Annotated in this window: 12 protein-coding genes; 10 read left to right on the top strand and 2 right to left on the bottom strand. The window is 69.0% G+C overall.

Annotation, left to right across the window (positions count from 1 at the left end):
- Positions 1 to 15 precede the first annotated feature (15 nt).
- Entirely contained in the window at positions 16 to 504 is a 489-nt protein-coding gene (locus J0I99_RS19460) for a hypothetical protein (RefSeq protein ID WP_291393341.1), read from the top strand.
- A 103-nt stretch (positions 505 to 607) separates the two neighbouring features.
- On the top strand, positions 608 to 1,807 hold the full coding sequence (locus J0I99_RS19465; protein ID WP_291399129.1) for a hypothetical protein: 1,200 nt from the start codon (positions 608 to 610) through the stop codon (positions 1,805 to 1,807).
- Positions 1,808 to 1,917: 110 nt separating this feature from the next.
- Here J0I99_RS19465 and J0I99_RS19470 read toward each other — a convergent pair whose 3' ends face one another.
- Together J0I99_RS19470 and J0I99_RS19475 are read right to left on the bottom strand one after the other, a co-directional pair.
- A complete protein-coding gene (locus J0I99_RS19470; protein ID WP_291399130.1) occupies positions 1,918 to 3,915 on the bottom strand; it encodes an FAD-dependent oxidoreductase in 1,998 nt (665 codons plus the stop codon).
- Positions 3,912 to 4,973 (bottom strand): hypothetical protein, encoded by a 1,062-nt coding sequence (locus J0I99_RS19475; RefSeq protein ID WP_291399131.1) that lies wholly within the window; start codon positions 4,971 to 4,973, stop codon positions 3,912 to 3,914. The genes J0I99_RS19470 and J0I99_RS19475 overlap by 4 nt, the downstream gene beginning before the upstream one ends.
- A 130-nt stretch (positions 4,974 to 5,103) precedes the next feature.
- Here J0I99_RS19475 and ccmI point away from each other — a divergent pair, with 130 nt between their 5' ends.
- The 8 genes from ccmI to J0I99_RS19515 all read left to right on the top strand — a co-directional run bounded on the left by ccmI (position 5,104) and on the right by J0I99_RS19515 (position 12,335).
- Positions 5,104 to 6,177 carry a c-type cytochrome biogenesis protein CcmI gene (gene ccmI, locus J0I99_RS19480; protein ID WP_291399132.1) on the top strand — a complete coding sequence of 358 codons (1,074 nt, stop codon included), beginning with the start codon at positions 5,104 to 5,106 and terminating at the stop codon, positions 6,175 to 6,177.
- A complete protein-coding gene (gene ccmE, locus J0I99_RS19485; protein ID WP_291390027.1) occupies positions 6,174 to 6,617 on the top strand; it encodes a cytochrome c maturation protein CcmE in 444 nt (147 codons plus the stop codon). Before ccmI ends, ccmE begins: the two co-directional genes overlap by 4 nt.
- A 289-nt stretch (positions 6,618 to 6,906) precedes the next feature.
- A complete protein-coding gene (locus tag J0I99_RS19490) occupies positions 6,907 to 8,874 on the top strand; it encodes a heme lyase CcmF/NrfE family subunit (protein WP_291399133.1) in 1,968 nt (655 codons plus the stop codon).
- Positions 8,871 to 9,320 (top strand): cytochrome c-type biogenesis protein, encoded by a 450-nt coding sequence (locus J0I99_RS19495; protein WP_291399134.1) that lies wholly within the window; start codon positions 8,871 to 8,873, stop codon positions 9,318 to 9,320. The genes J0I99_RS19490 and J0I99_RS19495 overlap by 4 nt, the downstream gene beginning before the upstream one ends.
- Before the next feature lie 40 nt (positions 9,321 to 9,360).
- A complete protein-coding gene (locus J0I99_RS19500; protein ID WP_291399135.1) occupies positions 9,361 to 9,633 on the top strand; it encodes a BrnT family toxin in 273 nt (90 codons plus the stop codon).
- Positions 9,620 to 9,835 (top strand): CopG family antitoxin, encoded by a 216-nt coding sequence (locus tag J0I99_RS19505; RefSeq protein ID WP_367115454.1) that lies wholly within the window; start codon positions 9,620 to 9,622, stop codon positions 9,833 to 9,835. The genes J0I99_RS19500 and J0I99_RS19505 overlap by 14 nt, the downstream gene beginning before the upstream one ends.
- Before the next feature lie 134 nt (positions 9,836 to 9,969).
- Positions 9,970 to 11,526: a Do family serine endopeptidase gene (locus J0I99_RS19510; RefSeq protein WP_291399137.1), complete on the top strand. Its 1,557-nt coding sequence runs from the start codon at positions 9,970 to 9,972 to the stop codon at positions 11,524 to 11,526.
- 137 nt (positions 11,527 to 11,663) lie between these two features.
- A complete protein-coding gene (locus J0I99_RS19515; RefSeq protein ID WP_291391102.1) occupies positions 11,664 to 12,335 on the top strand; it encodes a response regulator transcription factor in 672 nt (223 codons plus the stop codon).

Below are 12,335 nucleotides of genomic sequence, written 5' to 3' on the forward strand. Positions count from 1 at the left end.
CCGCTCGAGACCGACATGCAGCTGACCGTTCGCGCCCTTCCCGTCCTCGCCATGCTTCTGCTTGCCGGTTGCAGCTCGAGCCCGACGACCTCGAACCTGGCAACGGGTCCGACGCTGCCGCAGCCGAATTCGGCGCTGGCGGCCCAGCCGGCGCTCATGCCCGCGGCGCTGCCGACGACGACCGCCGTGCAGCCCTCGACCGTGGCGATGAACGATGTCACCTCCTTCGTCGACGGAACGATCGTCGCCCAGCTCAGCGCCAAGGACAAGTCCGAGGCAGCGAGCGCCCAGTTCAACGCCCTGACCTTCGGCCGGCCGGGGGCCCCGCGGGCCTGGAGCGGCGACAAGGGCGTCACCGGCTCGGTGACCGTGGGCCCGTATGTCCGGGTCAACAACATCGATTGCCGCGACTTCACCCACACGGTGACCATCGGCGGTGCACCCCATGCGCGCAAGGGCACGGCGTGCCGCGACGCAACCGGCAATTGGTCCGTCGCCGGCTGAAGCCGGAAAAACGTGATCGGGGCGCAAGCCACTGAATAGCCATTTGTTTACCGGTGAGGGCTAGGTTCGGGGACGACGCTGGCCCCTTCGCCCACCGGTTTTCATGAACGACAGTCCTGCCGCTGCCGCATCCAACGAGAGCGCGCTATCGCGCCGCCAGCGCCCGGCCCAGAGGCCGTTTCTCGGCCTGATCGATGCCGTGCTGGTGCCGGGCCGGCCAACCTTCGACTTCGACGGCGCCGTGGCCGAGGATCATGCCCGCGCTGTTTGGACCTGGATGGTGCGCGATGTCGCGCCGGACCTCGTCGATGCCAATGCCGACGATGCCGACCCGGCCGCGCGCGAGGCGCTTGACCGGCTCGTGCCCGAGCTGCTGCTGCGCGCCCGCAGCACCCTGGCCGAAGCCAGGGGCGAGGCGGAGCGCCGGCTGAGGATGCAGGTCGGGGGCGACGAGGTGTTCGACCGGCTGCCGGCCATCCTCCACGCCGTCAAGTGCCGCAGCCTGTTCGAGAAGGCGCGCGCCTTCGGCCGTGCGGTCAACGGCATGACCGACGACGCCGCGCTCGGGCTCGCCCTGCAGTCCATGCCGCTGCAGGACCAGGCGGTGACCGCCCTGCTGATGCAGGCGGCGCTCGGCCAGGTGCAGAGCCCCGGCCGGATGATGGGCGCCGTGATCCGCATCGCCGACTCGGCCACCGAACAGGCGGTGCAGCGCGCCGGCTTCGCCCCGCTGGTCGAGGCCATGCTGAGCCATGCGCAGGCGCAGATTCCGGCGCTGCAGCAGTTCGGCGCCTTCGCCGATATCGATCTCATCTGCCGCTCCGTCGATCGTTTCCACCGCCTGATGCGCGCCGTGACCGGCTTTGTCGAACTCGGGCGGGTGACGCGCTGGTCGACCATCGTCGCCGGGCTGACCACGACGGTGTCCGAGCTGATCGAGCCCAAGCTGCGCGATGTCGGGCCGAACGTGAACCTGGCGCTGCGCCGCCACTCCGGCACCGACCGGATCGACAGCGACCAGGTGTTGTCCGCGCTGAACGGCTGCTACGTGCTGGCGACGGTGCGCGACTGCCGGGAATCGCTGGCTCTCAATGCCTTGTTCGACCAGATCTGGAACCAGGTCGGGCAGGCGCTGGAAATCCACGTGCAGCGCAATCTCGAGCTGTTCCGGCAGAGCCCGTCCGACCGGGTGATCGGCGCGCGTCTCGACGCGGCGATCAAGATGGCCGAACTGCGCTTCAACCCGGACTATGCCGAAGTGCTGCGCCGCGCCCGCTACGGGGCGGAGCGCCGGGTGGGGTAGCTTGGCTCCCCTCCCCCGTGAGGGGAGGGGCTGGGGTGGGGGTCCATCGGTGATCACAGGACCACCCCCTCCCTCGCTCCCTCCCCTCAAGGGGGAGGGAAGCGCAGCCATCAGCTCTTCAGTCTCAGCCTCTCGACCAGCCGTGCCGCCACCGCCGTGCCGGCGTCGCGGACGAAGAGCTGCACCCCTTCGGGTGCCGAAGCCATCAGGGCGATGGCCCCGTTGGCGGGGGCCTTCGGCGCCGCGTAGGTGACGCCGATCGCCTTCAGCGGATCGGAGGCATGCGAGTTTTCGAAGACAAGGCAGCCGGGCTCGAAGGTGCGGGCGTCGGCCGCCGCGAGGGTCCAGACCTGCGGCCTGTCGCCGAACCGGCCGGTGAGGTAGGGAGGCGGAGCCGGGACATCGTCGCCGACGCCAGGATCAGGGGCAGGAACGCGCCAGCCACTGTCGGTGATCTCGCCGGCGAGGCCGCAGCGCTCGGCGGCGACCGGGCCGGCATCGCGCGGAGCCAGCGCGCCGATGTCCACGGCCGCGGCGATGTCGCCGAGGCCGAGCTGGATGGCGCGCGTGGCGATGCCCGAGACCCCGTGCCGGCTGGCGGCTGCGGCGCGCCGCGTGACCAGCGAACTTCCCCGGTCGAGATAGGTGTTGCCCCTGGCGTGCGGCCGGAACGGCGCGATCGAGGTGCGGGCGTCGGGCGTCTCGAAGGCTGCGTCGACGACATGGTCGACGACGGGCGGGGTGGACTTGCCGAGAGCCGCGAGGACGGCGGCCTTGCCGCTGGCGATGGCGGCGGTGGTCGAGCGCAGGCCCGCGGCGGCGCCGGCGAGGCTGACGGCAGGCAACGTGCCCTCGGGGGCGAGCCAGCCCTCGGCCTGGTTCCACTTCGCCTGACCGCCCGATCTCAGCCAGAGCCGGATATCGGGCTGCCAGCCGCCCGAGGCGACCAGCTGGTCAGTCTCGATGGCGGTCGAATCCTGGCTGATGGCGTCGATGTTGACGGCAAAGCCGACGCGCAGGCCGGGCTGGTTGCGCGCGAGCGGTTCGGCGTGGCTGGGCGCCAGCGCCGAGGCGAGCGTGATGCCGGTGGCCTTGGCGAAATCGACGAAACGCGACTGCGGCGCGAGGCGTGCATCGACGATGCGCTGCACCGCGACCCCAGCGTCGGCGGCATGCAGCGCAAGCCGGTAGGCGAAGCTGTGCGGCGTGGTGAACAGGGCGCGCCGGCCCGGCCACACGCCATGGCGCGTGGCGCGCTGGTAGGCGGCGAGGCCACCGACGATGCCGGGCGTCCGGTTGCCCGGGAACACCGGCAGGCGTTCGACGGCGCCGGTGGCAAGAACGACATGGCGCGCTTCGATCGCGAGGACGCGCGCCGCGGGACGGTTGCCCTCGATCCTGACCTGGTGCACGCGCACCGTGGTGCCAGCGATGGCGAAAGCCTCGGCACGGGTCAGCACGGTTACGGCTGGTCCGAGTCTGCCGGAGAGCGCTGCTATGGTCGCCTCGGGTGGCGCCTCGTTGTCGACGGCGCCGAAATAGCCGACGGCGCCGCCGAGGGCTTCGCTGCGCTCGACCAGTACGGCGGACTTGCCGGCCGCCGCGGCCGCCGCAGCAGCGCTCAACCCGGCGACGCCGCCGCCGATGATAACGAAGTCGACGGACAGGGTCTCGCTTGGCGCGGCATGGTGCCAGGGCGGCAAGGGCGCGCTGACGTCGCCGAAGCGATGGTTCAGGGTGCGCGCCGGGCCGAGGAGGCGGTTGCGCAGCGCGCCCAGCAGCCCACCCGAAGCGATGGGGTCGCGCCGCGTGCCGATGGTGGTCAGTTCGAGCCCGTCGAGCGCCGGGGTGCGATCCATGGGCAGGACGAGATCCCTGCCGGCGGATACGAGCGGCGCGAAGCCCTCGTCGAGCGCCAGCGCCTCGTCGCCGTGGCGTCCGGCGATCCCGATGCCGGCGGCGAGGGTCGCCGAGAGGACGGTGTCGCCAGCAAAGCCATCGATGACCCGTCCGTTGAGGCGGAAGCGCAGCGGGCGCGAGCGGTCGATGGCGGCGCCGCCGAGGCCGTGCGGCGCATCGGCCGGGAGGCGGTTGGGGGTGTCGCTCAAGCCGGCACCGCGCTGTAATCCGCGACCTGGAGGCGGAGGTTGCCGCGCGTCGGGCCGCGCGCCGCGAACCAGCTCGCCTCGTCGGCCGGGCTGGCGCCAGCAAGGTGGCGGGCGATGGCCGGGGCATAGAAGGGGGCGGCCGGGCCGAGCCCGGCGATGAGCAGGGTCCTGGCGCCGCGCGCCGGGCCGAAATAGGGCGCGCCATCGATGGTGCGGACGGCGTGGAGCGCGGTTTCGCCGGCCAGCCGCAGCGTGCCGGCGCGGGCCACGGCACTGCCCAGCCGCGCGCGCGCCGTCGCCGGATCGCCGGTGACGACACCGGAAACGGCGACCCGCCCGTCCTGCTCGAGCGTCACGCCGCGATCGAGGAAGGCGACGAAAGGCGAGGGCAGGGGCCGGCCGCCCTCGAGCAACACGCTGCTGGCGGGGACCGTCTCGAGGCTGCGGTCGAGGTTGTCGTCGCCCAGGTACTGGCGGATCACGTTGTCCCCTGCCAGCACGGCCTGTGCGGCCTCGAACGTGCGACCCTCGCTTGCGATGCGTGCGCTCCCGTCCTTGCGCAGCGTCACGTCGGTGACGGCAGCATCGAGATGGCGAACCCCCAGTCCGGCCAGCCAGGATTCGAGTTCCGGCTCGAGCCGGCCGTGACCGATCAGTTGCGCGTCGCGGACGCGAAGCATGAGGCCGCCGGCAATGCTGCGGTCGGCCAACGGCTCGATAGTGTAGCCGAGGGCAAGCGCCAGGTGGCGGAAGTGCCCGAGCGCGGCGATGCTCGCCGGCGTCTCGGCGACGAAGAGCGCGTCGGCGCGGGTGAGCAGGCCCTTGCCCCAGCCGCCGATCAGCCTGACGGTCTCGGCGGCACTGGCCTTGAGCAGGATCAGCGTCTCGGGACGGGTGACCGGCGCGATGGAGAGGCCGAGGTTACGCTGCAGGCGGAAGGGCGAGAACGGCTCGCCCACGAGGCACACCCGCCTGCCGTGCGCGGCCGCCAGCAGGCCGGCGATGAGACCGGCCAACGGGGTCGAGCCCAGGATCAGGTGGTCGAAGCTGTCCGCCATGAATCAGGCCACCGCACGGGCTGCGGCAATGCGCCCCCCACACATCGTAGTGTGCAGGTGCATAATTTGCCCGAATGCCTTTATAGATCGGGCGCGTTTCAGCACCGTCACATGAGGCAAAGACCTGTTCATGATCTTCTGGTCGCTCGCTATCGTGGTCACAGCCATCGCCTGCGCCGCACTCTATTATGCGGGGGCCGGGCGGAGGGTCAACGCGACCGCACCGGTTGTAGACAGCCCAGAGGTGCAGCACTTGAAGCTTCAGCTCAAGGAGATCGAGACCGACGCGGCCAACGGCCGGCTGGGCGCTGCGGAAGCGGTGGCGGCCAAGGGCGAGCTGGCGCGCGAGCTGCTCAGGCTCAAGGGCGCACAAAAGCCGGTCCCTGCCGGCGCTGACAGCCGGCGCGGCATCGTCGCCGGGGCGACGCTGGCGACGGCGATCCTGGCCCTCGGGGTGTATGGCGCCCTGGGTCGTCCCGACCTGCCGGCACAGCCGTTGGCCGAGCGCGCGGATACGCCGCCACCGGAGATGACCCTCGACGACGCCATCGCGCGGATCGAGGCGCAGCTCAAGAAGCAGCCCGACGACCTGCGCGGCTGGACCGTGATCGCCCCGGCCTACATGCAGCTGGGCCGTTACGCCGATGCGGCCGCGGCGCTGCGCCGGGTGATCGAACTCGACGGCCCGACCGCCGACCGCGAGACCGACCTCGGCGAGGCCGTGATGATGGCCAACAAGGGCGACGCCACGGGAGAGCCGCTCGCGCTGTTCAAGAGCGCCGCAGCGCGCGACCCGGCGCATGTGCGTTCGCGCTACTACCTCGCCTCCGAGGCGACCCGCGAGGGCGACTATGCCACCGCCAAGGCGGACTGGCAGGCGCTGCTGAAGCTCGGCAAGGGCGACGAACCCTGGTACGCCAATGCCACGGCGGGGCTTGCTGCGGCCGAGGCCGGGCTCAACGGTGGCACCATTCCGGATGGCTCGGCCATTGCCGGCATGGTGGAAGGGCTGTCGACGCGCCTGATGCAGGGCGGCGGCACGGTGGACGAATGGACGCGGCTGGTTCGTTCGCGCCTCGTGCTCGGCCAGCCCGAGCTGGCGCAACAGGCCTATGACGCGGCCCGCAAGGCCTATCCCGATGCGGCCGATCGCGCCGCGCTCGACGTTCTTGCGGCGGATAATGGACTGGTGGCAAACAATTGACTCGCAAGCAGAAAAGACTCGCAATCATCGCCGGGCTCGGCGCCGTCCTGGTGGTCGCCGCCGGGCTGATCTTCGTCGCGCTGCGCGACCAGATCGTGTTCTTCTATTCACCCAGCGAGATTCACGAGAAAGCCATCGCGGCGGGGACGCCGATCCGGCTGGGCGGCCTCGTCAAGCAGGGGTCCTGGAAGCGCGAGGGCGAGACCTCGGATTTCGTGGTGACGGACGGCGCCACCGACATGAGCGTGCACTATGTCGGGCTCCTCCCCGACCTGTTCCGCGAAGGGCAGGGCGTGGTGATCGAGGGCAGCGTCTCGCCGGCGGGGACGTTCGCCGCCACCAACGTGCTGGCCAAGCACGACGAGACCTACATGCCGCGCGAAGTGGTAGACGAGTTGAAGAAGCGCGGCGAGTGGCAGCGCGAGGGGGCTGCGCTGTGAGCTTCCACATCCGCGATGTCATTCCCGCGAAAGCGGGAACCTCTGTTTTCGGCGCTTGCGGCCCAATCGCAAACGAAGGTCCCCTCTTTCGCGGGGATGACCCGGTGATTGGGGCGCAACGAGGGGGCCCCGTTGCTGGGCGCAAAGTTGCCAATTCCGTTCGGGTGTCATCCCTGCGAAAGCAGGGACCCATTTCTCCGCCCGCCCGAGCCGTGAGTTGGGTCCCAGCTTTCGCTGGGATGACACCGAGTGGATGGTGGGCAGCAAGGCTCAAGGGAGGGATTGCCCAATGAGCATCGAACTCGGCCATTTCGCGCTCGTTCTCGCCTTCGCCATCTCGGCGATTTCGGCGGTCACCGGGCTGGTCTTCTGGAAGCGCGAGACGATCGCGGGCTACCTGCAGCAGGGCGCGGTGCTGCAGCTGCTGCTCGTCGTGGCGGCGTTCGCCGCGCTGGTGCAGGCCTTCGTCACCTCCGACTTTTCGCTCAAGCTCGCTGCCGAGCATGCCAATTCCGCGCAGCCGCTGATCTACAAGATCACCGCCGTGTGGGGGAACCACGAGGGCTCGATGGTCCTGTGGGTGTTGATCCTGGTGATCATGGGCGCCGGAGTCGCCGCCTTCGGGCGCAACCTGCCCAAGGACCTGCTGTCGCTGGTGCTGTCGATGCAGAGCCTGCTCGCGGCGGCCTTCCTCGGCTTCACGCTGTTCACCTCGAACCCGTTCCTGCGACTGAGCCCGGCCCCGTTCGAAGGCAAGGACCTCAATCCGATCCTGCAGGACATCGGCCTCGCTATCCATCCACCGCTCCTCTACACCGGCTATGTCGGCTTCTCGGTCTGCTTCAGCTTCGCCATCGCCGCGCTGATCTCGGGCCGGATCGACGCCGCCTGGGCCCGCTGGGTGCGGCCGTGGACGCTGTTCAGCTGGGCCTTCCTGACGCTGGGCATCGCCATGGGCTCGTACTGGGCCTACTACGAACTCGGCTGGGGCGGCTGGTGGTTCTGGGACCCGGTCGAGAACGCCAGCTTCATGCCCTGGCTCGCCGGCACCGCGCTGCTGCACTCGGCGCTGGTGATGGAGAAGCGCAACGCGCTTAAGATCTGGACGGTCTTCCTCGCCATCATCACCTTCTCGCTGAGCCTGCTCGGCACCTTCATGGTGCGCTCGGGCATCCTCACCTCGGTGCATACCTTCGCCACCGATCCGACACGCGGCATGGTGATCCTGGCGCTGCTCGCCGCCTTCATCGGCGGGGCCTTCTCGCTGTTCGCCTTCCGCGCCTCGGCGCTCCGGGCCGGCGGTCTGTTCGCGCCGATCAGCCGCGAAGGCGCGCTGATCCTTAACAACCTGTTCCTCGCTGCCGCCACCGTGGCGGTGCTGGTCGGAACACTCTATCCGCTGCTGCTCGAGGCCTTCACCGGCGAGACCATCTCGGTGGGGGCGCCGTTCTTCAACCTCACCTTCGGGGCCATCATGGCGCCGCTGCTGATCATCCTGCCGTTCGGGCCGTTCCTGGCCTGGAAGCGCGGCGACCTGATCGGGGTAACGCAACGGCTGGCCGGCGCGGCCGGGCTGGCGCTGTTCGCGGCGGTGCTCTGCTTTGCGCTGACCGGGGCCTCGGTGTCGCTGGCCCCGCTCGGGCTGCTGCTCGGCTTCTGGGTGGCGTTCGGGGCGCTGGCCGAACTGGTCGACCGGGCGAAGTTCTTCCGCACCGACGTCGTGACCTCGTTCCGGCGCCTGTTCGGGCTGCCGCGCACGGCCTGGGCCACGGCGCTCGCCCATTTCGGGCTTGGCGTCTCGGTGATCGGCATCGTCGCCGCCAGCGCCTGGCAGGCCGAGCTGGTCACCACCATGACGGCGGGGCAGGTGGCGACGATCGCCGGACATGAGGTCACCTTCAGCGGCATCGCCCACGAGGAAGGCCCCAACTACGCCTCCGATGCCGGCACCTTCCAGGTGCGCGCGCCCGGCGGGGAAATCCGCACGGCCGTGGCGGAGCGGCGCGTCTATGTGCAGAGCCGCATGCCCACCACCGAGGCCTCGATCCTCACCTACGGCTTCAGCCAGCTCTACCTGCAGCTCGGCGAGCCGCAGGCCGACGGCAAGTCGGTGGTGCGGCTGTGGTTCAAGCCCTACGTGACGCTGATCTGGCTGGGGTGCCTGCTGATGGCCGGGGCCGGCTTCCTGTCGCTGAGCTACCGGCGCCTGCGCATCGGCGCGCCGCAGCCGTCGGCCAGCCGGGTGCCGGCCGAATGAGGGCGCTGCTCGCCGTGCTGATGCTGCTGGTGCTGAGCGTGCCGGCGCTCGCCGTCCGGCCCGACGAGATGCTGGCCGATCCGGCGCTCGAGGCGCGGGCGCGCACCATCTCGGAAGGGCTGCGCTGCCTCGTCTGCCAGAACCAGTCGATCGACGACTCCGACGCCGACCTGGCGCACGACCTGCGGGTCATCGTGCGCGAGCGGTTGACGGCGGGGGATAGCGACGACCAGGTGCGGGCCTACCTCGTCGCGCGTTACGGCGAATACGTGCTGCTCAACCCGGTGATCGCGCCGCATACCCTGCTGCTGTGGATCGCGGCGCCGGTGGCGCTGGTGATCGGCGGCATCGCGGTGTTCATCGGCGCCCGACGCAAGCGCGCCGTGGTCACGGATGCCGAGCTGAGCGACGAGGAGCGCAAGGCGCTGGAGGAACTGGAGCGGTAGGCGGGGTGGAATTGGTATAGTTTCTATACTATATTCGCTCATGCCCTTTGAGTACGATCCGAAAAAGAGCGCATCGAACAGGGACAAGCACGGCATCGATTTCGATGAAGCGCAGGCCTTGTGGGATGATGACAATCGGATCGAGTTTGATGCTCGAAGTGATGAAGAGCCGCGTTTGGTTTTGGTCGGCCGGATTGGAACCAAGGTCTGGGCGGCGTTCTATACCTTGCGCGGTGACAGGGTACGCCTGATTTCGGTCAGGCGAGCCCGACAGTCGGAGACCAAGAGCTATGAAGACAATCAGCGCAGCTGAACTCGACCGCAAGTTCGATGACGGCGAAGACATCGACGAGTACATTGACTGGTCGAGCGCCCGCCGTCCCGGCCTTGAGGCCAAGCGAGTCAACGTCGACTTTCCGACCTGGGTCGTGGACAGGCTGGACCGTGAGGCCCGTCGGCTCGGTGTCACGCGCCAGTCGCTGATCAAGATGTGGATTGCGGAGCGGTTGCAGTAGGCCGGCCCCCATACCGTCGCACCCGCACGCGACCGGCAACCTTACCGATAATTAACGCGGGCGACACGCTGCAGAAAGGGGCCGTTCTCCATATGTCAGGGCCATCAATGAGTGCCTGACTGAAGGAGAACACGATGCGCTCGATTCTGAATTCCCGCGCCCGCCGCTGGATCGGGGCCTCGGCCCTCGCGATCCTTGCCGGCATCGGCGGCGGGACCGCGTTCGTTGCTGCGACCGCGCCCTCCAGCGCGCAAAGCGCCAAGCTCGTGCCGGCCGCGCAGATCACGGCCCCGGCGGTCACCAACGTCCCCAATTTCGCTGACCTGGTGGATGCCGTGAAGCCGGCCGTGGTCTCGATCATCGTCGAGGGCGCCGAGAAGAGCCCGGCGCGGCAGCTGCAGCGCGGCGGCGGGCAGTTCCAGTTCAACTTCCCCGACCTGCCCGACGATCATCCGTTCAAGGACTTCTTCAACCAGTTCGGCCAGGAATTCGGCCAGGGCAACCAGGGCCAGTCGCAGCCGACCCCGCCGCGCAAGTTCATGGCGGCCGGTTCGGGCTTCGTGATCTCCGCTGACGGCTACATCGTCACCAACAACCATGTCGTCGAGAATGCCGACAAGGTCACCGTGGTGTTCGACAACGGCACCCAGAAGCAGGCCAAGGTGGTCGGCACCGACCAGAAGACCGACCTCGCGGTGGTCAAGCTCGATGGCGAGACCGACCTGCCGTTCGTCAAGCTGAGCGACGTCGAGCCGCGCGTCGGCGAGTGGGTGGTCGCGGTCGGCAACCCGTTCGGCCTCGGCGGCACTGTGACCGCCGGCATCATCTCGGCCCGCGGCCGCGACATCCAGGGCTCGTCCTACGGCGACTTCCTGCAGATCGATGCGGCGGTGAACACCGGCAACTCCGGTGGCCCGGACTTCAACATGAACGGCGAAGTGGTCGGTGTTAACACCGCGATCTTCTCCCCCAATGGTGGCAATGTGGGTATCGCGTTCGCCATCCCGGCCAGCGTCGTCAAGCAGGTGACCGGCCAGCTCATCCAGAGCGGCACCGTGACCCGTGGCTTCCTCGGCGTCGGTATCCAGGACGTGACCCGCGACATCGCCGACAGCGTCGGCCTCAAGGATGCCGCCGGCGCGCTGGTGACCGAGCCGACCAAGGACAGCCCGGCTGACAAGGCCGGCGTCAAGTCGGGTGACGTGATCACCGCCGTCGACGGCAAGGCCGTCACCAACGCGCTCGATCTCAGCCGCACCATCGCCGGCAAGAACCCGGGCACCAAGGTCGAGCTGACCATCTGGCGTGACGGCAAGGAGCAGAAGATCTCGGTCGAGCTGGGCAAGCTGGACGAGAGCAAGCTGGCCGCCAACGACAACCAGACCCAGCCGGCCCAGCCGGTCCAGCCGGAGCCTGCTTCGACCAGCGTCGGCCTGACGCTCGTGCCGAACGCGGATGGCAACGGCCTGCTGATCCAGGACGTCGACCAGAACTCGGCTGCCGCCGAGAAGGGCCTGGCCGTGGGCGACACCATCCTCGAGGTCAACAACACGGCGGTCTCGTCGGTCGCCGACTTCGAGAAGGCGATCAAGGCGGTCAAGGACTCCGGCCGCAACACGGCGCTGGTCAAGGCGCAGCGCGACGGCAACACCCGCTTCATCGGCCTGCCGATCGACGCCAACAACTCCTGACGCATCTGGGCTCCGGGGCATTGCTCCGGAGCCTCTTCTTGAGCGGGTGGCGAATAGCGAATAGCGAGTAGAAAGTGGTGTTGAGCTACGAACCTGTTCGCCATTCGCCATTCGCTACTCACCCCGGGGCCGGTGACATGAAGATTCTGCTGATCGAGGACGACCGCGAGGCGGCGACCTACCTGATCCAGGCGCTGGACGAAGCAGGGCACGTCACCCACCATGCCAGCGACGGGGAGACCGGCTACGCCATGGCCTCCTCGATGGACTACGACGTGCTCATCGTCGATCGCATGCTGCCCCGCCGCGACGGCCTTTCGATCATCGAGAGCCTCAGGGCCGAGAACAACCACACCCCGGTGCTGATCCTTTCCGCCCTTGGCGAAGTCGACGACCGGGTCACCGGCCTGCGGGCCGGCGGCGACGATTACCTGGTCAAGCCCTACGCCTTCACCGAGCTGCTTGCCCGGATCGAGGTGCTGGCGCGGCGCTCGACGCCGGCCGAGGCGGCCACCACCTTCGAGGTCGGCGGGCTGCAGCTCGACCGGCTGAGCCGCAAGGTCGAGCGCGACGGCGAGGCCATCCTGCTGCAACCGCGCGAGTTCCGGCTGCTCGAGTACCTGATGAAGAATGCCGGCAAGGTGGTGACCCGCACCATGCTGCTCGAGAACGTCTGGGACTATCACTTCGACCCCCAGACCAATGTCATCGACGTGCACATGTCGCGGCTCAGGGCCAAGATCGACAAGGGCCACGCCAACCCGCTGCTGCACACGATCCGCGGCGCCGGATACATGATCCGCGACTGA

This window comes from Devosia sp. (assembly GCF_017307495.1).
Taxonomy (GTDB): Bacteria; Pseudomonadota; Alphaproteobacteria; order Rhizobiales; family Devosiaceae; genus Devosia_A.

Excerpts from the sequence above, each read along its gene's own strand:
- J0I99_RS19460 (WP_291393341.1), top strand. The coding sequence starts at position 16 with ATGCAGCTGACCGTTCGCGCCCTTCCCGTCCTCGCCATGCTTCTGCTT.
- J0I99_RS19465 (WP_291399129.1), top strand. The coding sequence starts at position 608 with ATGAACGACAGTCCTGCCGCTGCCGCATCCAACGAGAGCGCGCTATCG.
- J0I99_RS19475 (WP_291399131.1), bottom strand. The coding sequence starts at position 4,973 with ATGGCGGACAGCTTCGACCACCTGATCCTGGGCTCGACCCCGTTGGCC.
- ccmI (WP_291399132.1), top strand. The coding sequence starts at position 5,104 with ATGATCTTCTGGTCGCTCGCTATCGTGGTCACAGCCATCGCCTGCGCC.
- J0I99_RS19490 (WP_291399133.1), top strand. The coding sequence starts at position 6,907 with ATGAGCATCGAACTCGGCCATTTCGCGCTCGTTCTCGCCTTCGCCATC.
- J0I99_RS19495 (WP_291399134.1), top strand. The coding sequence starts at position 8,871 with ATGAGGGCGCTGCTCGCCGTGCTGATGCTGCTGGTGCTGAGCGTGCCG.
- J0I99_RS19500 (WP_291399135.1), top strand. The coding sequence starts at position 9,361 with ATGCCCTTTGAGTACGATCCGAAAAAGAGCGCATCGAACAGGGACAAG.
- J0I99_RS19510 (WP_291399137.1), top strand. The coding sequence starts at position 9,970 with ATGCGCTCGATTCTGAATTCCCGCGCCCGCCGCTGGATCGGGGCCTCG.
- J0I99_RS19515 (WP_291391102.1), top strand. The coding sequence starts at position 11,664 with ATGAAGATTCTGCTGATCGAGGACGACCGCGAGGCGGCGACCTACCTG.